Raw genomic sequence first — 23,959 nt, forward strand, 5'->3', positions numbered from 1 at the left:
CCAGGGCCTCCAACCGTTTCCACACAGCCTCCCATAAAGGCGGGGCTTTCCGCTTTCTGCCGAGCTTTCAGAGGTAAGGCTAAGCCTGGTCCGAGCGCGGAGGCCAGTACCGGAGTAGCGCACGTCGCACGCCCTACCACACCTTCGCCGCCGGAAGGTCGGGCCAGGTCGGCTGGTGCCTTCGTGGTTGCCCAACGGTAGTTCCTGCCGCGATGAGAAAGCTTGGGCCGGGGCTCAACGACCGCAAGCAAGTGAGCAAAGCCAATCGTCGCCAGCGTCAGAAGATTTGCAGCCACTTGAGATCTCTACAGGCGATGCCGAACAGCGGCGTGGTTTCCGCCATGCCGAATGCGAGCGTATGCGATGTGATTGTACTGTTTGCCGCCGTCGGTGAAGCTCAGAAGGCTGTGGAGGCCATCTCTCCGCTGATCTCCGAGCGAGCTGCAGCGTCGCTCTTTGACGTGAGCGTGCCGGCCGATCTTCTCAGGCACGCAGGCGGAAATACGCCAGCGCCGGCGGGATGAACTCGGGATTCTCCCATGTCGGATACCGCGCGCGGATGAGCGGCCGGAGATCCCTGTTCTGCTGACCGGTCTGGGCGAGGATGTTGCTGACCGCCTTGAAGTAGCCGAGCACGGCTTCTGGAATCTCCGTGCCGCCGAGGTTGCCGTGTCCGGGCACGATGAGGCGAGGCTGCAGCCGCAATATGCCGTTCAGGGCAACCTCCCACTTCGCGACGTCGATGTCGTCGGCGCCGATCATGGGCGGAAAGAACGGCACGATCGGAAACATGCGTTCCTCGAGGAGGTCGCCGGCGAAGAGGATGCGCTCCTGTGGCAAGAACACGATCTGGTCGCCTGGAGAATGCGCGGTCCCCCATGTCCGCAGCCGGACCTCTCGGCCACCGAGATCGAACGCAGCCTCAGACCCGTCATAGGTTTCGTGCGGCGGCGTCAGTTCTATGCCGTCGAGCAGATGCCTGTGCGCGGGTGGAAGGACGCTCGCGCTGAACCCATCGAGCATGCCATTGCCCGAGCGCATGAGGTAGTCGCGCTGAGCCGCGTTGTAGTAGATGTGGGCATCGTTTCGGAACACCTGAGCGCCGAAGCCATGTTCGGGATGGGCGTGTGTGACGGTGAGAATGATCCGCCGGCCTGGCGCGAGCTCGCGCGTCAGCCGAAGGACGTTCTCGGCGCTGTCGATGCCCAGACCACAGTCCACGACCAGCGCGGCCTGCGTGCCGACAACGATGCCGATATTGGGCACCAGCGGGATCCGCTTGTCCGGCAGGATGAAAACTCCCGGCGCCATCTCGGCTGGGAAGCGGGCATCGACGGTCGGCATAGGCCGTGCGGTCAAGAGGGGATCCGCTTTCTGTTCCTGTGCTGCGGCCTCAATGGGCAGCGCCCCGACCAGTCCGGCCAAGATTGGCAGTTTCAGCAGCTTCCGTCTGTCGGCGCTGGTGATGTCCTCGATTTCCATGGGACCTTTCCTCGCGGCTGGCGGTTCAGACGGCAGGCAACGTCACCGAGCCAAGGCTGCTCACAGGCAATATCGCGATTGAGCCGGCAGCCGGCGCGGGCGCCGGCTGCCTGTCAGGAGCACTATCGGAGAGCGACGATGATCTTGCCGCGGGCGCGACCTGATGCCTGATGCTCAAAGGCTTGGTCGAAGCTGCGCAGTGTCGTCTTGCGATCGAGCAAGACCTTCATTCCATGCTTGTCCATCGCCTCGGTCACCCGCTGTAGCCGCCCGGCTTCTGAGGAGTGGAAGACGAACGAGGCGGTGACATTGTGTGCCTTGGCAAGCGCTTCATCAGGCGGCGCAGAGGTTGCGAGCAGCACGCCGCCAGCGCGTAGCACGCCATAGGATCGCTGCTGGGTCTCCCCGCCGATCGTGTCGAGCACGACGTCGACGTCCGACACCTGCTGGGCGAAGTCCCTGGAGCGGTAGTCGACGCCCTTCTCGGCACCGAGCCGACGGACAATATCGAGACCGTCCCCCGATGCAGTGGCGATGACGCGGGCGCCAGCGTTGCGAGCGAACTGGATTGCGAAACTGCCGACACCGCCGGCGCCGGCGTGGATCAGCACGGTCTGGCCGCGCGTCAAGCTGGCCGTTTCGAACAGGCCCTGCCAAGCCGTCCCGGCCGCTGTCGGAATGCCAGCTGCCTCGTCGAGCAAGATGGTGGACGGTGGCTTCGCCAGATAGGCCGCAGGCACCACGGCATATTCGCCGAACGCGCCGCCCGCGGTCGGATCGGTGCGCGCGACGATCTTGTCGCCCGGCCTCCACTCCTCGACCTGTGGGCCGACCTGCTCGATCTCACCGGCGAGATCGGTGCCGAGCGTGTAGGGGAAGACCAGTGGAAAGAATTGGTGCATGTAGCCCCGCTGCAGCTTCACATCGAGCGGGTTGATGCTGGCGGCCGTGACGCGGACCAAGACCTCGCCGGCGCCGGGTGTTGGCACGGCGATGTCTTCCAGCATTGGAACGGCATTGTAGCCGGTGATGCGGGCAGCTTTCATCGGGCGGCCTACCGCGCGCCGGCCGGCCACGCGCCGACCTGGAAGAGCCACCCGAACCAGTCTTCGAGATGCCAGGTGTGGGTCAGCTTGCCATCGGCGATGTGGTGGAATTCGTGCATCGGCATCTCGAACGGCTTGCCGGTCGGCGCGATGCCGAACCATTCGCCGGTGTGGGTACCGGAGATGCGGCCGCGCACAGCCGCACGGCCGGGGGCGCCGATGATCTCGAAAAGCGTGATCCTCACGTCCGGAAAGGCCGCCACGAACTCGCCGATCAGCGGCTTCATTCCATCCCGTCCCGGCTTCTGATGGGGTGCCAGCGGAGTGTCTTGCCAGTCTTCGGTGACGGCCGTGTCGAGAAGATCGGGATCGGCCTCGTTGAAGGCGCGGTAGAGCGTCTCGACCGCGCGGCGCTCCACTGGCGTCAGGCCGAACACCTTCGGCGGGGTGGCTGTGTCAATCATGCGGGCGTCCTATGCGGAAGGCGGATGCCCCAAAACTAGCCAATCGGGCTTACATGCTTGAAATCGATATGCGGTATACGCAACCATCCATGTGATGGATTTATACGGCATAGATTTGAACCTGCTGGTCGCCTTCGACGCGCTGATGGCGGAGCGTAGTGTGACGCGGGCGGGAATACGGATCGGCCGCACACAGCCGGCCATGAGCGCCGCGCTGTCGCGCCTGCGCGCGCTGTTGCGTGATGAGCTATTCGTGCGCGGCCCGAACGGCTTGGAGCCGACGCCAAGGGCTCTCGATCTCGCCGAGCCGCTGGCGCACGCGCTTGCCGAGATTCAGCGCACGCTCGAATTCACCCAGGAGTTCACTCCGGCGACTTCCACGGCGTCGTTCAAGCTCGGGCTATCCGACCATCCGACATTCGTGCTGCTGCCGCAATTGTTGGTCGCGCTCAGGGGAGAAGCCCCGGGCCTCACGCTGAACATCCGCAACTTCACCAATCGCGACGACGCCATCGCCATGCTTGACGCGGGCGAAGCCGACATGACCATCGGTGTGCCTTCGAGCCCGGTCGGCCGGATTCTAACGCGCCCGCTCTTCGAGGAGCGCTTCGTGAGCATCGTGCGCAAGGATCATCCGGCGGCCGACAGACCGCTGAACATGGAGACGTTCCTCTCCCTGTCGCATCTGTTGGTATCCCCCGAGAATGAGAGGTCCGGCGTGGTCGACGCCGCGCTCGCCAAGCAGGGCCTGAAGCGACGGCTGTCTGTGACGCTTCCGTATATGTATGCGGCGCCGCTGCTGATCGCGTCGTCCAACATGATCGCCACCTTGATGACAGGGGTGGTGACAGCTTCTGGCCAGGCCGACCGGCTCTGCGTGCTGCAGCCGCCGCTCGACCTCGATGCGGTCCAGTTCTCGTTATCCTGGCATCGCCGCAATGACGCACATCCGGGGCAGCGATGGTTCCGTGACTGCATTGCCGCGCTGTTTCCATCCGAGCCGGAGCGCCGTCCCGAGTGATCGGACCGGCACTGCTGGGGAAGGGCCTTACGGCAACTGCGTGGCGAGCCTTCTTGAGGCTAGATGCCGCCGTCGAGGATCAGCCCGGCGGGCAGTCCGAGGAGTTCCTGGAACCACAGTCCGCGCGGCGAGATCATGCCCGTCGTCTGCTCGAAGTGGACGACCGGGACGCTGCCGACGATGCCGGCTGCCGCGAAGGCGCCGACTGCGGCGCCCGCCATGGCGGCGATGCCGGTCGGGTCGCTTTGTGGGATGGATCCGCCCCGGCCCGACGGGGCGGCGATGCAGGCGAGGATCGCGTCGACATCGCCCGCGGTGATCTCCGCGAGATCGTCGGCAGGCGGATCGGCCAGGGCGCGGCCGGGCGGATCGCCGACACCAGGGCTTTGCGCCGGGTGGGTTCGCGGTTCGAGACCGTGACACTCCACCACGCCGAACTGCGATCGGTATGCTGGATGACGTGAAACCCTGGCACGGGCCCCCGGGGGCGCGTGGGGGGAACGCCCCCGGGGGAGGCGCCACGTCGGCATGGAGAATTCGACGCAGCGCCTATTCAACGAAGTCAGAAAGCAGAGCGATGAGCCGCACCGTCATCCGCTGCCCGTCAGCCGGCTGTGGTTCGAGTATGACCACGACGGTCAGCAGCATCCTGCCGAGACTCGAAGCGGCAGGATACCGGCCGAGATCAGCTTCTCCCGCCAGGGGAGGCCTGCCGGCGCATGGCCAAGTGCCACCCGACCTCGAATCCGGTCGCGACCAGCGCCAGCGAGACGGAACTTGAATGGGACGAGTGATTGAACCGCGACCATAACCTCTCCGCCAAGCCTCACCATTGTCGTGACCGGATCGGAAACTGATACGGGCCACACGGCCGGAGTGTTCGTTCGCGCAGCATGGGATCGCGCCGAACACTTTCGCATCGTGGCGCGTATCAGCGCGTGAGGGATGTGGCCCGCCATCCGATCGGACTTGTGGCGGTCCGGGCTTCCTGCGGGTGTGGTTTCCTAACAAGGAGGTACTGTTGCCGAAGAGAATTCTTGCCGCGGTCTCGGGAGCGGTCCTGACCGTCCTCGCCGTCGCGACCGCTCATGCCGCCAGTCAGGCTGTCGCCGTCGCCAACGTCAACATGCGAGCCGGGCCGGGAACCGCTTATCCCATGATCACCACGGTGCCGGCCGGCGTACCGATGACCACCTACGGATGCCTCTCCGACTATTCCTGGTGCGACGTCTCGTGGGGCGCTAACCGAGGCTGGCTGGCTGCCGGCTATATTCAGGTCACCTATCAGGGCAGCCCAGTGATCGTCACCCCGGCGGCCGGCCCCCGCATCAGTCTGACGATCGTCAATTTCGACCACGCATACTGGCAGGCCCACTATGTCGGGCGGCCGTGGTACGGTCGATGGGGCGACTACCACCGCACGACGACGCAGCGGGCAGGCGGCGTCGTATGTGGATCGGAGGCTTGCCGCTACGGCACGGTCCGACGCGGTCCGCTCGGCACCACCACCCATCATGGCGTGATCGAGCGGGATTGAGATGTCCGGTGCGTCGCCAAGCGTCCCGATCCGGCGGTGTGGCTTCCCGGGGCGGTCCTGCGGAAGCGTCATGAGCGGACAGTTCGCAGGCAAGACGCCTTCCACTGAGGCGACTGCACAGCGGGCCGAGAGTTGTTCGATTCAGGTCGTCGGCTGCCGTCTCTTCCAAACAGAGGCAGATCTGCATGTCAATTCCGCCACGGTTCAGTGGACGCGTGCAAGCATCCGGGCAGAATGTCCGCAGACATATCGCCACATTACTGCTCGGGACGACGCTGGTTTTGAGCGGCTGCGACGACAAGGGCAACACCTACGCGCCCCCGCCGCCGCCCGAGGTGAGCGTCGCACATCCTGAGGTTCGGGATGTGACGCGTTACCTGCATCTCACCGGCACGACCGCTGCCGTCGACAGTGTGGCTCTCGTCGCGCGTGTCCCCGGCTTCCTGACCTCAATCAACTACAGGGACGGGGCCAGGGTTAGGAAGGGCGATCTGCTCTTTGTCATCGAGCCCGATCAGTACAAGGCGCAACTGGCGCAGGCCGAGGCATCCATCACACAGGCGAAGGCGGCCCTGGCCAACGCGGAAGCGCAGTTCGACCGGCAGGATCGACTCGTCGCGCGTCAGGCGGCAGCAGTAGCCAATGTCGATACGGCGCGTGCGGACCGTGATACGGCGCGCGCGCAGTTGGAGGCGGCGGAGGCGAACCGGCAGATCGCCGCGATCAATCTCGGATACACGCGGATCACGGCGCCGTTCGACGGCGCGGTGACGGATCATCTGGCCGACATTGGAACGCTGGTGGGATCTGGGAGCCCGACCACTCTTGCAACGATCGTCCAACTCGACCCGATCCATGTCGTCTTCACCGTCAGCGAGATCGACCTGTTGCGGATCCGTCGCCAGCTGCGCGAGCGGCAGGAGAAGCTCGTCGACCTTGGCCGCATCCCAGTGGAGATCGGTACACAGATCGAAAGCGGGTATCCCCATCGAGGAACGCTCGACTATGTGGCGCCGCTGGTCGACGCGGCAACTGGCACGCTTGCGGCGCGGGCGATCCTCGACAACAAGGATGCACGACTGTTGCCGGGCCTCTTCGTCCGCATCCGCATTCCCGTCGATGTGATCAAAGGGGCCCTTCGCGTGCCGGATGCCGCGGTCGGCACGGACCAGCAAGGATCCTACGTGCTCGTCGTCGACAAGGACAACGTGGTCCAGCAGCGTCACATCGAGATATCAGGCGGCGAAGATGGCTTTCAAATCGTCACCTCGGGACTGAGCGCCGAGGATCGGATCGTGACCGGCGGCATCCAGCGGGCCGTGCCCGGCAGCAAGGTCGCGCCGCAGGACGCTCCACCCATTGCGGTCTCGGCGGCCGCCGAGCACTGATGGATCGGACAATCCGATGTTCTCCAGATTCTTCATCGAGCGGCCGGTCCTGGCGAATGTGATCGCTTTCGTCACGCTCCTGATCGGCGGCGTTGCATTCCTTCAGCTTCCTGTCGCGCAGTACCCCGACATCGTGCCGCCGACGGTGCAGGTGACGGTCCGCTATCCCGGTGCCAGCGCACGCACCGTCATGGACACGATCGCTTTGCCGATCGAGCAGCAGGTCAACGGCGTGCCCGGCATGCTCTACATGCAGTCCACCAGCGCGAGCGATGGTGTCTACTCCCTGGTGGTGACGTTCGAGATCGGCACCGATCCCGATCAGGCACAGATCCTGGTCCAGAACCGGGTCAGCGCGGCGGAGGCGCAGCTTCCTGATGCCGTGCAGTCGCAAGGCATCACGGTCAGAAAGAGATCGACGTCGATTCTCGAATTCGTCGCTCTCACCTCGTCGAACAATCGCTTCGACAGCCTCTTCCTGGCGAACTACGCCAAGATCAACATGGTGGACCAGCTCGCACGCCTGCCCGGCGTCGGCGACGTCAGCATCTTTGGCGCGGGCGACTATGCCATGCGGATCTGGCTCGATCCGGGCCTGCTGCAGGCGCGCGGTCTGACGCCGAGCGACGTCGTGGCGGCGCTGCGCCAGCAAAGCCGGGATGTCTCGGCCGGCCAGCTCGGCATGCCCCCGATCGGAGCCAGCCAGGGATTCCAATACACGATCGACGTGACCGGACGGCTCGACCAGGTCGCTCAGTTCGAGAATGTCGTCGTCAAGTCGGAGCCCGACGCGGGCGGCAGGATCACCCGCGTGCGCGACGTCGCGCGGGTGGAGCTCGGATCCAGATCCTATGGTCAGATCTTCCGGATGAATGGCACGCCGGCAGCCGCGATCGCCATCAGCCAGCTGCCGGACGCAAACGCCCTCGACGTGGCCAATGCCGTCGCCGCAAAGATGGCCGAACTCGCCAAGGGCTTTCCCGACGGCATCGCCTACAGCATCCCCTTCGACACGACCGCCTTCGTCAATGCCGCGATCCACCAGGTCTACAAGACCCTGATCGAGGCGTGCTTCATCGTGCTCGCCGTCATCCTGCTCTTTCTTCAGGACTGGCGGGCGATGCTGGTCCCGGCGACGACGGTTCCCGTCACCTTGATCGGAGCATTCGCCGCCATGGCGATGCTCGGCTTCAGCCTGAACATGTCGACGCTGTTCGCGCTTGTGCTGGCGATCGGCATCGTCGTCGACGACGCGATCGTCATCGTGGAGGGAACCGCGCGGCACCTTGAACGTGGCCTGTCGGGTCCGGCCGCGGCCGAGAAGGCGATGGGCGAGCTCTTTGGCCCGATCGTCGGCATCACGCTTGTTCTGGTTGCCGTCTTCCTCCCGGCCGCCTTCCTGCCCGGCTTGACGGGCCGCCTCTATCAGCAGTTCGCGCTGGTCATCGCGGCGACCGCCGTCATCAGCGCGATCAACGCCGTGACCCTCAAACCCACCCAGGCCGCTCTGTGGATGCGGCCACCAAAGCCCCTGGCCCGGCGCGGTATCGTCTTTCGAGGGTTCGAGCGGGCATTCGGTGCCCTTGAACGAGGCTACGAGCGCGCGCTCCGCCACGTGCTGCGTATGAAGTTGCTCAGTGCGGCGACAGGCCTCGTCCTCATCGGTGTCGCTGGATTCGGACTAACGAGGGTGCCGAGTGCATTCCTGCCGCTTGAAGATCAGGGCTATCTGCTCGTCGCCGTCCAGCTCCCCGGCGGCGCGGCACTGTCCCGAACGGACAAGACGTTGGAGCGCGTGTCGCAGATTGCACGAACGATCCCGGGCGTGGCGGATGTCATAACCATCGCCGGCGTGTCGGCGCTGGAGGGCAATGCATCGTTGTCGAGCGCGGGCCTCGCCTATGTGGTGATGAAGCCATGGGATGAGCGCGGCAAGGCGGAGGGCCTGCTCCAGACCTATCAGGCACTGTCGGGTCAGCTCGCATCGCTCGATGACGGCCTGGCGATCGTCGTGCCGCCGCCGTCGATTCAAGGCATCGGCAATGTCGGCGGCTTCAACATGCAGGTGGAGCTCCGTGACGGCAGTTTCGATTTCGCCAAGCTCAACGAGCTCGGCAGGACGCTTGCCGCAAACGCGGTCTCCCAGTCCCGGCTTCAGCAGGTCCAGATGACCTCCGGTTCCCTCGCTCCGCAGCTGGAACTGTCCGTCGACCGCATCAAGGCGGCGACAATGGGCGCATCCGTCGATGATGTTTTCAGTGCGCTGTCGGGCTATCTGGGCTCGAGCTACGTCAATCAGTTCACGCGTTTCGGCCATACGTTCCAGATCTATACACAGGCTGACGACTCCTTCCGGCGGATCGAGCAGGATATCGGTGCGTTGAAGGTGAGGAATGCATCGGGCAATTCGGTGCCCATCGCGACCCTCGTCGAGATCCGCGCCAAGGCCGGGCCTGCGCTGATCAGCCTCTACAACCTGTATCCATCCGCAACAGTGATCGGACGGCAGCAGGAGGGCCTGAGTTCGGGTGAAGCCATGGCACTGATGGATCAGGTCGCCGCACGAACGCTGCCGGCCGGAAGCGGCTATGATTGGACCGGCATCTCCTTTCAGGAGAAACTGGCCGGCGGCCAGGTCTACATCGCCTTCGGCTTGGCGCTGGTGCTGGTCTATTTCGTGCTCGCGGCGCAGTACGAAAGCTGGCTCGGGCCGATCCCCGTGATCCTGTCGGTGCCGCTCGCCCTCCTGGGCACAGTCTTCGTACTGCTGGCGCTCGGATTGCCGAACACGCTCTACACCCAGATCGGCCTGATCCTGCTCGTGGCGTTGGCGGCCAAGAACGGAATCCTGATCGTCGAGTATGCCCGTGATCTCCGCATCAAGGAAGGCAAGCCGCTGGTCGAAGCGGCCGCCGAAGCCGCCAGGCTCCGTTTCCGCCCCATCATCATGACTTCGATCGCCTTCATCCTCGGCATGGTTCCACTCGTCTTCGCGACGGGCGCGGGCGCCAACGCCAGCCGATCGATCGGCATCTCGGTCGTCAGCGGGATGCTGATCTCCACGGTGCTCAGCGTCTTTGTCGTCCCAGCCTTCTTCATCGTGCTGCGGGCGATCGAGGAGTGGTGGTCCCTGCGGCGCCTTGCGGTCAGATCCGCCTCCACCGCGAGACTCCCGATCGACCACGGGTGAGGTGTTAATCGGCGCGCGACCTTGGAGACCGCTTGGAAGCTTAGCTTTATGAGAGACTCGGTGGAGGAGGAGGCAGCCCATGGCGACGTGGATCATGGCCTTGGAGACAGCGACGCGGGCTTCGTGGTCGCGGACCAGCCGTCGCCATCATGTCATCCACCCGATGGTCCGCTCGGCGACCCAGCGCCGCGGCCGGATTCTGAAGTCGGGCTCGCGGCTGATGCGACGACGACCTCGATCACGAAGTCGAGGTAGGCGGCCTTATTTCCGGATGGAGCTCGCCTTCAGATAGCGGATGCAAGCGCCCAGATCCGTTTTGCCTGAGGGCTGGCTTTCGGGGCGCAGAACAGCGAGACGTCGTAGCCGAGATCCTCCCGGCAGTCGCACACGACAAGCCGGCCGGAGGCGATATCGGCTTCGACCATAGTTTCCGGCAGCACACCGCGTCCGTCGCCCGCGAGACAGTGCGCCCGGATGTCGGCCGCCATGCCGTGCTCCACCTCCTTGGTCGCAGGGACGGCGACTCTGCACGCTTGCCAGATCTGGCCGATGTAGGTCCGTGAATCCGACACATGAAGCGGCAGTGGTTCGTCTTTGCTCGCACCGGGAGGCGCGACCAGCACGAGACGATCGCGGGCGATATCGACGGATCGGAATACGGCGAACTCGTCGGCCTGCGGCACCCGGGGGTGACGCGTGACGAGGGCAAGATCGCACTCCGATCGAGTGAGCATCCTCGCCACCATGTCGTGATTGGCGATGCGGGGCGCGAAGCTCGCCTTGGGCAGGCGCCGCAGCAATCGCTTCTTGAAAGCCGGAAAGACGCTTACGGTCGCGCTGTGCGGCATTGCGATGCTCACCGCGCCGTCCTTCACGCTCCAGGGGAGATCAGCGCCGCGGAACCCGTCGAGCTCCGCCAGAATGCCGCGGGCCTTGGGCACGAGGTCCTCTCCCGCCTGCGTCAGCGCAAGCGGCCTGCCGCGGCGGTCGATCAGGTCGCGGCCGAGCCACATCTCGAGAGCGCGGAGTCGCTTGCTCAGGTTCGATTGCGTGGTGTTCCGCAGTTCTGCCGCCCGCGTCAGGCTCATGCTCTCGGAGACGCAGAGGAAGTCGCGCAGAAGCTCGATATTCATGTCGTGTCGTATCCCGGCTTTCCCGGCCGGGACATTGGTTGCCCGGCACGGCTTCACCGGCTCAGAATGCCGTTCTCCGAGAATAGATCATCAAGCAAAGAATCTCGGGCGCGAAAGCCCGGGGGCGAGGGCTGGCGCTCGCTGTCCTGGATCAGCCGCGCGAAGACGACCGTGCCCCCGTTGCGCTCCGCCCAACCCACGAACCACCCGAAGGGTCTGGCCGGCTCGCCATCGGCGCCTCGCGATGCTCCGGCGCCGGTCTTGCCAAAGACATGCCAGCCGCTGGGCCGGACGCCCTGGTCCATGATCGTCGCCGTGTTCTCGACGGCGGCGTCGCTGACCGGCAGCTCGTGCCGGAGCAGCTTGCGCAGGAACGCCACCTGTTCGGCGGGCGATATCTGCAGGGACGAACTCAGCCAGGCGTGGGTCAGCCCGTTACGGGCCCCGGGGTCGCCCGCCAGATCGCGGTTGCCGTAGTCGAAGGCGGTGACATAGGCGGAATACCGGTCCGCCCCCAGCCGCTGCGTGACCTGCTGCGAATACCAGATGACGGAATCCCGCATCCACGTCGCCGGGGTCGTCGGCCGCCGCCATTCGGGCCATGCGTCGATGTAGCCTTCCTTGAACGGCAGCTCCGGCCGGCTCGGCGAGGTCAGGATGCCGGCATCGAAGGCCATGAGGCTGATCGCGATCTTGAAGGTCGAGGCCGGCGACATCCGCCGCCCGCAATCGCCTTGATCGACGACGGCTTCCCCTGTCTCCGCCGTCAGAACGATCGTGCAGATCGTGCGCGTCTCCGCCCAAGACGGGAGGGTGAGCAGAGAAAGAAATGCGGAGAGAGAAAACAGAACCTGCTTCATCGGCTTGTCCGGCGTGGTGCGTCTCCTTCCATAGCCGCGGGGTAGACGAGCCGTCCAAGTCGGGTTGGGAATATCGCGAGCGCAAGCTGGAATAGTGAGGCGCGGCCGCCGGCCCGAAGGGGCATGGCCGTCTTCCCATCAATGCAGCCTGTCGACTCTATTGACCGCGCTCCGGCCGGGTGCCGCAGGGCGCCCGGCCGGCTTTCAGAGGGCCAACAGGCTCAGCCCCGTTTGGCAGCTCACGGTCCCGATGATGCGCGGGCAGGAACAGTTGCCGGTCGGGGTGCGCCGGTGCGCCCTTCTCAATCGGCGATCACAGACGGCTCCTGTCCGTCAATGCGCGTAGCTTGCCGTGCGGCGGGCGTCACTTCTGCTTGAGGGAGGCCAGCGCCTGTTTGCAGCCGTCGGACACCTTGTCCGCGTGCTGCTGGAGGCAGGCGAGGCCCCGGCCGCCACCCGGCTGGACGTCGGAGCACAAGGCTTGATAGTCAGCACGGCAGGCCTGCATCGCCTGCTGGGCCGCAGGGCTCTGCTGAGCCATGGCAGCGCCCGGCGCCGCGACAGCGCCGATCATGACAACGGTAAGGGCCAGGTAGGCGGCCGCGATATGGCTCCAAGAAGGCATTGGTTCGATTCCTTGGTGGTCGTTGCGAGGTGACGCCGATCCTGTCGATCCACTCGGTCACCGATCCTGATACGAGGGGGAGGCGGTCGAGTTTTCGGATGGCGGGGGTATTATCTCGACAGGCGCCTCATGATCGCGCGGCCGCCCCGGCGGCACAGCTGCCGGCTGGCGTAGCCGCCGGCGGCCATTGCGACCAGCCGACGTCCTGGAAATAGTCCTGGACCTGCTCGGTGATGGCCGATGCCGCATGCTCGATATCGGCGCTCGATCCTCCCCGCAGGTTGAGAGCGAGTCCGGCGCCCCCGGCGATTGCGGATCTCACGATATTGCCGGTCGCATATCCGACTCCAGCCGGAAGGAGCAGGCCCGGCTTGTGGCCGCTGTCGGCGCTGGTGTCGAACGCAACCGCCGGCTCGGGAGCCATGAGATCGGGAAGCACGAGCTTGACTGCAGCCTGGAGCTTGGACTGGCCCATGCCGAAGCCGACGACGATCCGCTGCAGCGTGCTGCCCTGGTCGAGCTGTGTCAGGCTGATGTCCAGGATGGCCGCGCTGACGGGAGAGGCCCCGTGGCCGATTGGCTCTGCCGGCACTCCCGAATTGCAGAGATCGGAGGCGATCTGTCGGGCGAGACTCCTCGCTGCCTCCTCCGCCTCCGCGCTGGCAGCCTCTCCTGGGGTCTCGGCGACGCTCGCCCGGACAAGGACCTGTTCCGGCTGCCGAGCTGGCTGGACCGCGCCGTACTGGATATCGGAGACGCGAGCCCCGCCGCACGCCGCGAGAAGCAGGGTGAGAAGGATGATCGGGCTGGGTAGGACGCGGCCCGACGATCGTCGGATTTTCAGGCCGTGCCCCTCCCTCCGCCAAGAGGGCCGGACGGCATGCAGCCACGCTGCCGCGGGGGCGTGCCCTTCGACTTGCGTTTCCATGGTTTCTTTCCGTGCTGGAGCAAATCTCGCCAGCCATCGGGCGATGGCGCCCCTGATACGGGCCCGTCAGCACGGAGTTTCCGGCCCTGGCGGCTGTTTCTCCCTTCTTGCGACAGTGCGGCCGGGGAGCGTGTTCACTGCTTGGGACGATAGGTGCTCAGACTCTGCCGGCCTTCATCGGACATGTGCAGGATGGCATCGGCGAGCAGATCACCGACGATCGGTGCGATCTTCTGGCGGGCGACGACCGCCGCGTCGATGCTGGATCGGAGCGCACCCGGGTCGATTGGTGTTCGGGAGACCTCCTTCCGCGCCGCCTCGGCAGCCTGCAAGTACTGCTCCTGTGCTTCCCGGAGCACCGGAAGCCGGGCCATGAGGGCCTGCCGGAGGGCAGCGCGGTCGTTCGCCGGCAGGGCGTCGGCTGCTCTTTGCAGAGCCATCTGGGCAATCGCAAGCCCGGGTGTCTGCGCGGAATCGCCGACGAAGGACGGCAGATCCGTTCGGGAACGCCACAGCTGGGCCCCCACGAACGCCACGAAGAAGACGTTGACGGCGAGGGATGCGGCGAGCGCGATCTTGACGACCCGCCCCTGGGTAAAGAACGGCTTCATTGGATCAACCACGTGATGTCGACGGCGGAAGCGTCGAGCACGGCCACGAGCGGAGAGGTCGTGCCCGGCGGACTCTGCGGCCGAGGTGAGGGCATCAGGACGTAGCCCGTGAACCAGCCCGCGACCAGCATCCCGGCGAAGGCGGCGCCGATTGGTCGCGACAGCAGCCAGCCCCAGGTCCGGACCGACGGAGTCTCGTTGCGGATCCGGCGCAGAGCGGCGTCGACGATCGCATTCGCGCGGATCGGGTCCACCGGGTGATCGTGATCGGGCATGAACGGGTAGTCGGCGCGCATCGCCTGCTCCCAGATCGTCCGCGCCTCGGGGGACTCGTCTCGAAGCCGTAGCGCAGGGCGCCGGTACTTGTCGGGCCAGGTTTCGAGCTCAGGTCCGTGCTGCCTGATCAGGTGCGTGAAGACATCCAGGTCCATGGCTCGAAGCCCCTCTGTCACGGTGCGGATGGTTTCAGGAAGCGTTCGGCGGCCTGCCGGGCGCGGTGCAGGAGGGACCAGAAGGCGCGCAGCCGGACGTTGAGGATGTCCGCCGCCTCCTGTCCGCTCAGCTCCTCATGGTAGAAGAGGATCAGCGCCGCACGCTGGCGCGCCGGCAAAGCGTCGAGCGCCGAGCGCAGTTGGTTCAAATCGGCCTTTCGCGCCAGGATGTCATAGACGCCGGGTGTCGGGTCGGGAATGTCCATGGCTTCGTCGAGAGTTTCGGTCCGCCGGCCCCTGAGCCGGTCGAGGCAGATCCGATAGGTGATCGTGTAGATCCAGGTCGACAGGCGCGACTTGCGCGGATCCCAGCGTCGGGCGTTGAGCCAGACCCGCAGCAACACCTCCTGCGCGACCTCGTCCGCGTCGGCCGCCGATCCCAGCATCTTCTGCGCGAGCCTCAGGATCCGGCCCAACTGCCGCTCGGCCAGGGACCGGAACGCGGCCTCGTCTCCGGCGATCACCCGTGCCATCAGCGCCTCGTCGTCCGGCGCCTCCGGCTCCGCCGTGGCGAGAAGGGGAGCAGAGTGTGTCGTCATCGGCGGGCCGAACCCTGGATGTCGGTTTGATCATGACCCTTTCTCCACGAACCACCTATTCGGTTGACCGTCATAGCGCCGTCATCGGCCGGACTGGTTGCGGGCGGATGTCGGCGCCGTCGGGCGCGGCGGTCACCGGGGTGGCGCCGGGAGGCCCGATCACCAGCCGCAGGCGCTGCCGCCATCCGCGCGTCCGGCGCAGATCCCGGGCGATCTCCAGCCACTCCCGAAAGGTGACCTTGACCGGGTTGCTGCTGGCCGGGACGCCCAACAGGCCGTACGTCACTGGGGTGTCGTCACGCTCGGCCGTGAAGGTGCCGAAGAGGCGATCCCAGATGATGAGCACACCCCCGAAATTGCGGTCGAGATAGATCTCGTTCTTCCCGTGATGGACGCGGTGGTGCGAGGGCGTGTTCAGGACCCATTCGAGCGGTCCGAGCCGGCCGACCAGGTCGGTGTGAATCCAGAACTGATAGAAGAGGTTGAGGGCCATCGTCCCCGCCACCGCCAGCGGATGGAACCCGAGCAGGTAGAGCGGCAGGAAGACAAGCCAGCCGCCCGAGATCACCTCGGTCGCGCCGAGCCGGAACGCGCTGCCGAGGTGAAGATGTTCGGGCGAATGATGGACCGAGTGGGAGGCCCACAGCCAGCGGACCTCGTGGCCCAGCCGATGCGCCCAGTAGTAACAGAACTCGACGCCCAAAAAGAGCAGCGCCAGCGCCCACCATGTGTCGACCGGAACCGTCGCCATCCGATGCTGGTAGACGAAGAAGGCCACCGGCAACACCACGATGGGCAGGAGAAGCCGCCCCGGGATCCGGATCAGCATCACGCCGACGGAAACCAGCAACTCCCGCCACGGATAGGCCCTTCGGCGCACGGCCAGATACCAGATCATCTCGATGGCGACCGCCGCGAGAACGAGCCAGTACAGCCTGAACGGAAGCAGTGACTCAACAACATGCATGGACATGAGCCCTGTCTGGTCCCGGGTCCGATGCGGCCCGGTCCCACCTGATACGGACCGCCCGGCGGGAGTGTTCGTCGCGATGATCGGGTCTTGGGCGGAAACTTCCGGGCCGAGGCCCGTACCAGCGTGTGAGGGATCCCGCCGGCCGATCGGCCAGGCGCCTCCACACGAAAGGTTGCTCAGATGAGATTCGGCATTCTGGTGCCGGGGCTGGTCGGTATCACGCTCCTGACGATGCCGGGCGCCAGCGCCTGGGAGACCCACGGCGCGGTCGGAGCCTGGAGGGGTGGGTTCACCGGTTCCCGCTCCGGCAGCTGCGCCGCGGGCAGTTGCTCAGGCGTCCGGACCGTCACCGGCCCCGACGGCAGCACCGCGACCGGCACACGCAGCATCACGCGGACCGCGCCGGGCCAGATCTCGTCCTCGCGCAGCATCGCGGGTCCGAACGGCAACACCGCCTCGCGCTCGGGCAGCACCAGTTGCTCCGACGGCAGCTGCACGCGCGACGTCACGGTGACCGGCCCGGATGGCCAAAGCGTCAGCCACTCCGGCACCGTGACACGGACGGCGCCGCGTTGGTTCACCAATTCCGGGACGTTGACCGGCCCGAACGGTGGCACGGTCTCCACCACCGGGGTCACCGGCTGCGCCGGAGGTGTCTGTCGTCACGCGGGCGTGGTGACCGGCCCGGCCGACGGCTCCGTCGTCGTCAGGGGCGGTGTCGTGGCACCGCCATTGTATGGCGGACCAGCCGCGGTCGTGGTCACTCCGCCGCCGGCCGTGGTCGTTCCGCGCCCGCGGCCAGTGGTCGTGGCGCCGGCACCCGCGGCGGCCGTATCGGTGACGGCAACGGTCCCAGCTCCGGCGGCCGTGGTGGCGCCCGCGCCGATGGTTGTCGCTCCGCCGCCGCTGGTGGTGCCTGCGGCCGTTGTCGCGGCGCCCTCGGTCAGCCTGACCGTGGGAGTTGCCCGTCCGCCGGTCGTGGTCGCGCCCCTGCCGGTCGTCGTGCCGCGGCCTGCCGTCGTGGTCACCCGGCCGCCGGTCGTCTACCGGCGGCCCGTTGCCGTCCGGCCGGGCGTTGTCGTCCGGGGACCGGTCGTCTGGAGATGAATGCCCGCTGGTGCGCCCTGACGGGGGCAATCCTGCTCGGAGGCTGCGCCGTCGCGCCTCCGGCAGGCCCGAAGGTTCTTGCGCTGCCGTCGCAGGGCAAGAGCTTCGCCCAGTTCCAGAACGACGACACGACGTGCCGTCTGTTCGCCAAGCAGCGGACAACGCCGCAGGACCCGAACCAAGCCGTCAAGAGCAGCGGCCTGGGCCATGCGGCTGCGGGCGCCGGGATTGGGGCGGCGGCCGGCGCGCTGCGGGGCTCGGCCAGCGGCAACGCCGGAGATGGTGCAGCCGTCGGCGCCGGCACGGGATTGCTGTTCGGATCGGTCCTCGGAGGGCAGGCGAACCGCGCCTCCGCGGCGGACCTCCAGAACCGGTACGACATCGCCTACACCCAATGCATGGTGGCGAAGGGCAATTCGGTCCAAGGCCCGTCTTCCCCGCCGCCAACCCCCGTCTACGCATCCCCGGTCTACGTCGCGCCGGCCTATCCGTATGCCTACGCCCCGGTCTATGCGCCGGCGCCGACCGTCTCCTTTGGGGCTGTCTATGCAAGGCGATACTGACGGGACAGGGCAGGGCCGTATCCTTGGCCCTGCACCGTCCGCCGGGGCCAGCTCGAGGTGCGACGTTGCTAAACTAATGACAAGGCCGTGCTCGCGCATCAACTCCTGGCGCACCATGCTGGCGTTGCCCCGGTGCTGGCGGAGACGCTCGGTGAGCCAGCCCTCGTCCGGCTCCCTCACCTGCTCCCCCCGATCCACAGTGATCGGGACAGAACCTCATCATATCCTCGTCCATCAGAACCTCCTCGCGCTGGAGGAGGGGCCAGATCCTCAAGGCGAGAGGCATCCAGTTTTACGTGTCGCCCGACATCTAGAACGCTAATGGAGGCGGGGATCTCTCATATTCAATCCAAGCTCTCATGATGTCACCGTGTGTAACAGGATGCAGAATCTCCGAATTATGCTCATGCCTCCTGGAGTCGAAGCGTCTCAAAAGTGTCTGCTCCATGTGGAAAGCTCTCCGCGCACTTGGCCACTCGCATGCCAGAATTGCCTTATACGCTGCCCCACCGAGAGAGGGCATCGAGGCCCGGTTAAATTGGCGCACGCGGAGCGCCACATCGAAAGCCCAGCCAATTTTAAAAGCCAGGGACCGGTGTGTAGTAACGCTCATAAGATAGGTAAACGCTCTGGAATTGCGCAGATGCATCACTCCACGCCGCGTTGTCCACGGAGGAGGGGCTCGCTTTCTCGCGACACCCATCGGGTGATCGTCTACGGCGCCTTCCTGCATGACCTCAATCTCAGTCCGCGGCAAGGCCAGTATGGCAGCAGCCTCAGCCTGTTCGAGCTCGACGATGCCGCTGGCGGCATCCATGTTGAATCGCCTCGCTGTGATATCCTCCAATTTCCAGCGTGGTTCGTCGAACCTCCATGCCCGATGAATCTTCAGCGCAAATGGCCAGCGGTACCGGTCGCCGACCAAGTCGATCTGCCGAACGCTGAGACGGTAGGCACTGGACGGGACGGGGATCGTAGATGGCTGCATCAATCCGAGAACCATGCCCCGATCGCGCTCTGCCGTTGGCTCCCCCTTCGTGCCAACGATCACGACAAGGTCACCCGTCCGGAGGTCCCTTCGAGCCGACTCCCTTCGACCTGAATCGCCGAACTGCAGAGGACCGCATGGTTCGTCGAATCCCCAGGTTTTGGTCAAGAAGACCTTCATCGCGGGTCTCACCTTGCTCGGTGCCGGGCCACTCCCGGTCACCCTTGGACGACTCTGACCTGAATTCCGAAAGATCAGCTCCTGGCGGGGATTTTTTGAATCAGCCGCCGAAAATTGTTGAGTAATTGGCGGCGTACCTCATCGACGGGTTCAGACCAAATCTGCGCTAGCGCTTCCACTGCTCGATCGGCATCCCACGGCCATGCTGCTCTTCCGTCGACCTGTGCAAAAGGACCGTCCGACTCGGTTAGAACGCGGTCGCGCGGCATCTTCGCCGCCAGGGCTCGGCCCTTGTCACCAGCCAACATCGCCGGCCCAATGCTGAACCAGCAGCCGAGGTCAATTGCGCGCGCAAGTTCTTTCTGCGTTCCCGAGAACCAGTGCAGGATGGCAATGCCGGCGGCGGGCCACGCTGTTAGCGCATCAAGAACCGGCGTCGCCGCGCGCCGACTGTGGATTGTCATTATTCGCCCGCCCGCCCGCCCGCACAGATCGAGCACCTGGGAGAACACTTGCTCCTGATCTGGCCAATGTCGCCGAAACTCCGGGCCGCCGTCCAGCCCGACTTCGCCGACGTATCGCACTTGAGGAAGCAGGCGCTCGAACAGTGGCAGCTCACCTTTCCGCTCGTGCGCGATCTGAGGATGGAGCCCAAGCGCAGTGCGAATCCTAGGGGCGTCCTTTGACAGCGCAGCCGTGCCGGTCCACGCGGACGGTGTCGTCGTAACCGATAGAACATAGAGATTCCGGGCCACACACTCGCGAGCTGTGGCTTGCGGATCCGGATATAGATCCAGGTGCGCGTGGAAGTCGATCACTTGACCCCGTAGGTTTGATGAAGCGCGCGAAGCTCACCGAGCCCGCGCTCAAGCATCCCAAGCAGGGCAGCGCGATCCTGGATGAAGGGCGATGCGAGCGCATGCCCAAGCCAACTATCGATCCCGTCGGCTTTTACAGCAGCAAGCGCAATCGCCACTGAACGAACGTCGTCGAAGCCGGCGTGCTCCGCATCGTCCTTTCCGATAGGCTTGTACACATAGTCGGTTGCGTCCGGGACGGTGCCCCATGCGAGGAACGCCGCCCGTCGCACCTGGCAGGGAACACAACGCCCGCATTGGTGATAATTGAACCGCTGAAATCGACCACAACTCGTCGAGCGAGCCGCCTCTGTGCGAAGCAACGTCTGGTCCGCACACGCCTTGAGCATCTCGCCTTTGGTCTTCGTCGCGTACGGATTGGTGAGCTTCACCCGTACGCCAGCGGCGTCGAGCACATCCTGCAGGCGGGCGAAGAACTCCGGGTGCGCCGTGCGAGTGCTGAGACTTCCCAGGCGCCCGCCTGTCAACGGCGGATTGATGGCGATGAACCCATTCTCGCAGACGAAGAGCGGCACCTCCTGACCATCATGATAGGCCTTGAGAGCGGTGGCGGCGAGCACCCCGAACGTGATGAAGATTAGCGATCTCGCCCGTTGGGACGTCTCCTGAATGCCCGGCGTGTTCGCGTTATGATTCAATTGTAGGTGTACAAGACCACTGCCGATCTTCGCGGCGAAGTCCACCTGCTTATCTGCGTCCCCGCGCACCGTCTGGCTGATCGCGAAGGGCTTGCGGCCCTTGGCTGCGAGGTCGATCGCCCCGACGAGACTGTCGAGCCCTCCGGAAAGGAGAACGACGCAGTCATCTGTGGGTCGGACCGTCTCGCGCGGCGGAGTCGGTAGGAACCCACCTTCGTGAAAGCGCAGAGTCCAGCGGTCTGTTGTCAGGAAGGCCAGCGCTTCGGCGAGGGCCGCGGCTTGTCCGCTCCAGAACGGAGCGTCCGCAACGGCGATGTCGATCTCGATCTCGCGCGTCCACCCGTCCGGGCTCTGATCCCGTCGGGCCGCAAAATCGGCGGTGACGACGCTGAGTGCGATGGAAAGGAGATCCCACGCTCGTGGTGCCGGGTTAAGCCGCCGACGTTGAATCTCCGCCTTCACGGCGTCTCCGGCGCTTCCCTCTCCCTCCCGCCGCGGCTGACCGTAAAGGACGACGCGCAGGACGCCATCGCCGCTTGGCAGGTCTGCTCCATTCGGGGCGCAAGCCAGTCTCATTCCGCGTAGCCCTCGAACACTTCGAACGTCTCCCTCAGGGCGTCTCGGACCACTTGGCTGATGCGGTCGCTCGTGATGCCGCGCCCGGCATCACGAAGCTTGCGAAATGACGCCGCCACGCTCTGCTTTACATACTCCCGAACTTCCTTGAGCCGCGAGAGGGCCGTCACAGCGCTGGGCGCCTTCTCGACGATCGTCTTGCCCACGTCGAGTTCGAAGCGTCGGAACACGTCAATCGCCGTAAATCGTTCGATGGCGAAGGTGCGCTGCTCCGGGTCGAGATTCAGGAGATCCGCATCCGGGAACCGAGTGAGAAGCTCGGACATCGCGTCGCGGATTGCCACTCGCTCCGCTTCGGCGTCTTGAGTGCCGTCAACGGGCCGGACCGCCTCGACAACGGCGTCCATCACCTCCTGTACGTTACGGCCTCCGAGAAGCGCCGGATCGAGCGGACTGCCCGGCGCGGCAGGCTGCCCGGATGCAACCCGCGCCAATGCGCCGCCGAGCGCATCAGCTGTTGCGGCGGTGCCGCCGAAACGGCGCGTCGCGGTTGCCGAGCCGCCGTACCCGGTTCGGATGTAATGGCCGAGGCTGCGCCGCATGTCGCGACCATCGCCCGATCTCGCGAAGTCACCCAGCGCGCGGCGTGCGCCGAGGAATCGAGCGGGCGGCGCCAGCGGCGCTGGGGTGCGCGGTGCGACTTTCGGGGCCGCCGGCTCGGTATTGGCGGGCGCGTCGTCGGCACCCAGCTCACCACCAGGCGACTCTCCCGCTGGCGGGTCCGGCGTCCCTGAGGGCACCATCGGGACGCCGCTGCCCGGTCCTCCGCTAGACTGCGATGTGCCCACTTTCCCTCTGCCTCTTGATCGCCGTCTTGACAGGCCGTGAAACCTGCTCCCGATCCCATACGTCGAAAACCCCACTCGCCCATGCCTGGTCACCGATTTTCGGGACGATGTTCGCTTGGATCTGTGCGACCGGGCGCTCGCCGAGGAAGGCGGCGAGCCTTGCACCCTGCGGCGGGTCGGCTTCGGCCACGGCAAGGCAGGCTTCCAGAATGGCTGGCACGCCCCACTCCTGCTCCTGCCGGGCGCGGTCCAGCAGTCGGTCCATCATGATGGTGGTTTCGGTCCGCGGCACACGGAGAAGTCGATCCTTCAAACTCGACGCCATCTCCGGGTGCTGAAGGAGCGCGGTCAGAAGCTCGGCCGCTTCCGAGGAAAGCCGGTCCTCCGGTGTGATTAGCGGCGCGTGCTCACGGCTCACATACAGCGCACCGCGCAGATCGGTATCGGCGAGCACCGGTGGCAGCGTCAGCCACTCGGCGAAGAACGGGTCGTCGAACGGCGCTGGAAAGGTCTGATCCTTGCCGGCGGTCGCCTTCTCCTCCCATTCGGCGAGGAAGATAGGCTTGCCCGTGTCACTGGCACTAACCTGTGCCATGAGCTCGGCGAACGCTTTGGGGCTTCCGAGCCGCTCGAACAGCAAGAGCTTGGCGAGAACGGCCTCGTCCACCCCGACGCCCTGCGCGTTTGAAATCGCCATGCGAATGGCGAGCGCGTTCAGGAACCGCTTGATGAGGCGTGGATTTCCGAGGATGCCCGACGCAGTCGTCATGAGGGGTGCGAGGCGGTCCGCCGTGTCGAAGCGGCCGATCAGTTCGGCCGGCAAGGGCTCGTGCAGCGATTGGACGAATGCGCGATCGACGCGCTTGCCAGCCCAAGTCTGCCGGAGTTGGGCGACGACGCCTTTTCGGATCTTCTCCTTCACATCCTCATCGAGCCCGCTGTTCTCGACGAACAGCAGCATCATGTACGCACGCACCTCTTGGGTCCCCAGCGGGGGCACCCGGATCGGCACTTGGATCAGCTTGTCGAAATAGTTGGTGACAAGGAGATCGTCCGGGACGCCCTCGAAGTGCCGGCGAACGGCGTGTTTGATCATGTCGTTGTCGGCGGCGATCACGAAGGCGGTGTTCTTCAGGAACAGGAACAGCCGGATCGCCTCAAGCGTCGAGATTGTCGTCTCGGGCAGGCAGCGGTCGAGATCGTCGATCAGCACCACGAGAGTGACGCCGAGTTCTTCTAATGTCTCCTCGAAGGTGTCGCGGAGCGCCTGGATCTCCTTCGGTGGCGACGTCCCCTCCTTCGGGTTCAGGAGTCCGCTCGCGGTTTCGGTAACCTCGCCCGCCTTGCCCGTTGCCTCCTCGATCAGCTTGGCGTCCATGCCGCCCGAAAAGAAGCGATGGCCTAGGCTCCACACGTCGCCGATCAGCCCGGTCGGCGGCAGGCCGAGCGACATCGCGACCGTGGATCCAACGACGAGCTTGGCTGCGCGCAGCCAGTTCACGCGCTTCACCAGCGCCTTGGCCTTGTCGATGGCCGTCTCGCGCGCTGTTGCTTCCTCCTCCAGCTTAGTCGCGATCACGTCCATGAGCGCAGCCCGCGCGTCGTCGTAACCCTGGTAGAGCCAGGCGTTGAACTCGACGAACACAAATTCCCGCTCACCTTCTTTGCGTGGCTGAGCAGCCAACGATGCCTGAGTGAGCTTGATCATCGAAGACTTGCCGATACCCCAGGCACCAGATACGCCGATGGAGATCGGTCGCCCACGCGCCTGGACGATGATCTCCGCCACGGTATCGGCGACCCCGGAGAAGTTCAGGAAGTCTCGTTCGGTCTCGTTATCGGGCCACATCGGCTCGGTCTATTCCTCTCCTGGCGGCGACTCCGGCTACCTCA

General features: G+C 65.5%; 22 protein-coding genes and 1 pseudogene. 5 read left to right on the forward strand and 18 right to left on the reverse strand.

What is annotated here, in order from left to right; genetic code table 11:
* Window positions 1–483: 483 nt before the first annotated feature.
* The 3 genes from LG391_RS09215 to LG391_RS09225 form a co-directional block, all read right to left on the reverse strand.
* Entirely contained in the window at window positions 484–1,482 is a 999-nt protein-coding gene (locus LG391_RS09215; RefSeq protein WP_225767714.1) for an MBL fold metallo-hydrolase, read from the reverse strand.
* 122 nt (window positions 1,483–1,604) lie between these two features.
* A complete protein-coding gene (locus LG391_RS09220; protein ID WP_225767715.1) occupies window positions 1,605–2,528 on the reverse strand; it encodes an NADP-dependent oxidoreductase in 924 nt (307 codons plus the stop codon).
* Window positions 2,529–2,536: 8 nt separating this feature from the next.
* Window positions 2,537–2,992, reverse strand: coding sequence for an ester cyclase (locus tag LG391_RS09225; protein WP_225767716.1), 456 nt, complete (start codon window positions 2,990–2,992; stop codon window positions 2,537–2,539).
* A 115-nt stretch (window positions 2,993–3,107) separates the two neighbouring features.
* Here LG391_RS09225 and LG391_RS09230 point away from each other — a divergent pair, with 115 nt between their 5' ends.
* A complete protein-coding gene (locus tag LG391_RS09230) occupies window positions 3,108–4,013 on the forward strand; it encodes a LysR family transcriptional regulator (protein WP_225767717.1) in 906 nt (301 codons plus the stop codon).
* Window positions 4,014–4,072: 59 nt separating this feature from the next.
* Here the strand turns inward: LG391_RS09230 and LG391_RS09235 are convergent, their stop codons facing one another.
* A complete protein-coding gene (locus LG391_RS09235; RefSeq protein ID WP_225767718.1) occupies window positions 4,073–4,444 on the reverse strand; it encodes a hypothetical protein in 372 nt (123 codons plus the stop codon).
* Window positions 4,445–5,034: 590 nt separating this feature from the next.
* On the opposite strand from LG391_RS09235, the gene LG391_RS09240 reads away from it, so the two are divergent.
* From LG391_RS09240 to LG391_RS09250, 3 genes are all read left to right on the forward strand, one after another.
* The gene (locus LG391_RS09240; RefSeq protein ID WP_225767719.1) at window positions 5,035–5,550 is read left to right on the forward strand and encodes an SH3 domain-containing protein; all 516 of its coding nucleotides are present in this window, start codon (window positions 5,035–5,037) and stop codon (window positions 5,548–5,550) included.
* Between the two features lie 185 nt (window positions 5,551–5,735).
* A complete protein-coding gene (locus LG391_RS09245) occupies window positions 5,736–6,938 on the forward strand; it encodes an efflux RND transporter periplasmic adaptor subunit (protein WP_225767720.1) in 1,203 nt (400 codons plus the stop codon).
* A 16-nt stretch (window positions 6,939–6,954) separates the two neighbouring features.
* Window positions 6,955–10,128 (forward strand): efflux RND transporter permease subunit, encoded by a 3,174-nt coding sequence (locus LG391_RS09250; protein WP_225767721.1) that lies wholly within the window; start codon window positions 6,955–6,957, stop codon window positions 10,126–10,128.
* A 48-nt stretch (window positions 10,129–10,176) separates the two neighbouring features.
* On the opposite strand, the pseudogene LG391_RS09255 reads toward LG391_RS09250, so the two are convergent.
* From LG391_RS09255 to LG391_RS09300, 10 genes and pseudogenes are all read right to left on the reverse strand, one after another.
* Window positions 10,177–10,394 (reverse strand): annotated as a pseudogene (locus tag LG391_RS09255) (IS5/IS1182 family transposase); the annotation flags it as partial.
* An 18-nt stretch (window positions 10,395–10,412) separates the two neighbouring features.
* The gene (locus tag LG391_RS09260) at window positions 10,413–11,261 is read right to left on the reverse strand and encodes a LysR family transcriptional regulator (protein WP_225767722.1); all 849 of its coding nucleotides are present in this window, start codon (window positions 11,259–11,261) and stop codon (window positions 10,413–10,415) included.
* Window positions 11,262–11,314: 53 nt separating this feature from the next.
* Complete coding sequence (gene blaOXA / locus LG391_RS09265) at window positions 11,315–12,121, reverse strand: class D beta-lactamase (RefSeq protein WP_225767723.1); 807 nt, start codon at window positions 12,119–12,121, stop codon at window positions 11,315–11,317.
* 364 nt (window positions 12,122–12,485) lie between these two features.
* Entirely contained in the window at window positions 12,486–12,746 is a 261-nt protein-coding gene (locus tag LG391_RS09270) for a cysteine rich repeat-containing protein (RefSeq protein ID WP_225767724.1), read from the reverse strand.
* A gap of 127 nt (window positions 12,747–12,873) precedes the next feature.
* Window positions 12,874–13,674, reverse strand: a complete 801-nt coding sequence (locus LG391_RS09275; protein ID WP_225767725.1) for a DUF4410 domain-containing protein — start codon at window positions 13,672–13,674, stop codon at window positions 12,874–12,876.
* Between the two features lie 134 nt (window positions 13,675–13,808).
* A complete protein-coding gene (locus LG391_RS09280; RefSeq protein WP_225767726.1) occupies window positions 13,809–14,285 on the reverse strand; it encodes a periplasmic heavy metal sensor in 477 nt (158 codons plus the stop codon).
* Window positions 14,282–14,716 (reverse strand): hypothetical protein, encoded by a 435-nt coding sequence (locus LG391_RS09285; RefSeq protein WP_225767727.1) that lies wholly within the window; start codon window positions 14,714–14,716, stop codon window positions 14,282–14,284. Before LG391_RS09285 ends, LG391_RS09280 begins: the two co-directional genes overlap by 4 nt.
* Before the next feature lie 17 nt (window positions 14,717–14,733).
* Complete coding sequence (locus LG391_RS09290) at window positions 14,734–15,249, reverse strand: sigma-70 family RNA polymerase sigma factor (RefSeq protein ID WP_225767728.1); 516 nt, start codon at window positions 15,247–15,249, stop codon at window positions 14,734–14,736.
* Between the two features lie 136 nt (window positions 15,250–15,385).
* Entirely contained in the window at window positions 15,386–16,288 is a 903-nt protein-coding gene (locus tag LG391_RS09295; RefSeq protein ID WP_225767729.1) for a sterol desaturase family protein, read from the reverse strand.
* A gap of 176 nt (window positions 16,289–16,464) precedes the next feature.
* Window positions 16,465–16,926: a hypothetical protein gene (locus tag LG391_RS09300; RefSeq protein WP_225767730.1), complete on the reverse strand. Its 462-nt coding sequence runs from the start codon at window positions 16,924–16,926 to the stop codon at window positions 16,465–16,467.
* 465 nt (window positions 16,927–17,391) lie between these two features.
* On the opposite strand from LG391_RS09300, the gene LG391_RS09305 reads away from it, so the two are divergent.
* Window positions 17,392–17,958, forward strand: a complete 567-nt coding sequence (locus tag LG391_RS09305) for a glycine zipper family protein (protein WP_225767731.1) — start codon at window positions 17,392–17,394, stop codon at window positions 17,956–17,958.
* Window positions 17,959–19,200: 1,242 nt separating this feature from the next.
* On the opposite strand, the gene qatD is transcribed toward LG391_RS09305, so the two are convergent.
* The 4 genes from qatD to LG391_RS09325 form a co-directional block, all read right to left on the reverse strand.
* Entirely contained in the window at window positions 19,201–19,944 is a 744-nt protein-coding gene (gene qatD / locus LG391_RS09310; protein ID WP_225767732.1) for a Qat anti-phage system TatD family nuclease QatD, read from the reverse strand.
* Complete coding sequence (gene qatC, locus LG391_RS09315; protein ID WP_225767733.1) at window positions 19,941–21,104, reverse strand: Qat anti-phage system QueC-like protein QatC; 1,164 nt, start codon at window positions 21,102–21,104, stop codon at window positions 19,941–19,943. Before qatC ends, qatD begins: the two co-directional genes overlap by 4 nt.
* A gap of 110 nt (window positions 21,105–21,214) precedes the next feature.
* Window positions 21,215–21,820, reverse strand: a complete 606-nt coding sequence (qatB, locus tag LG391_RS09320) for a Qat anti-phage system associated protein QatB (protein WP_225767734.1) — start codon at window positions 21,818–21,820, stop codon at window positions 21,215–21,217.
* A 226-nt stretch (window positions 21,821–22,046) separates the two neighbouring features.
* A complete protein-coding gene (locus LG391_RS09325; RefSeq protein WP_225767735.1) occupies window positions 22,047–23,915 on the reverse strand; it encodes a P-loop NTPase fold protein in 1,869 nt (622 codons plus the stop codon).
* Window positions 23,916–23,959: the final 44 nt, after the last annotated feature.

The sequence above is a fragment of the Inquilinus sp. Marseille-Q2685 genome, assembly GCF_916619195.1.
In the GTDB taxonomy this organism is placed as follows: Bacteria; Pseudomonadota; Alphaproteobacteria; order DSM-16000; family Inquilinaceae; genus Inquilinus.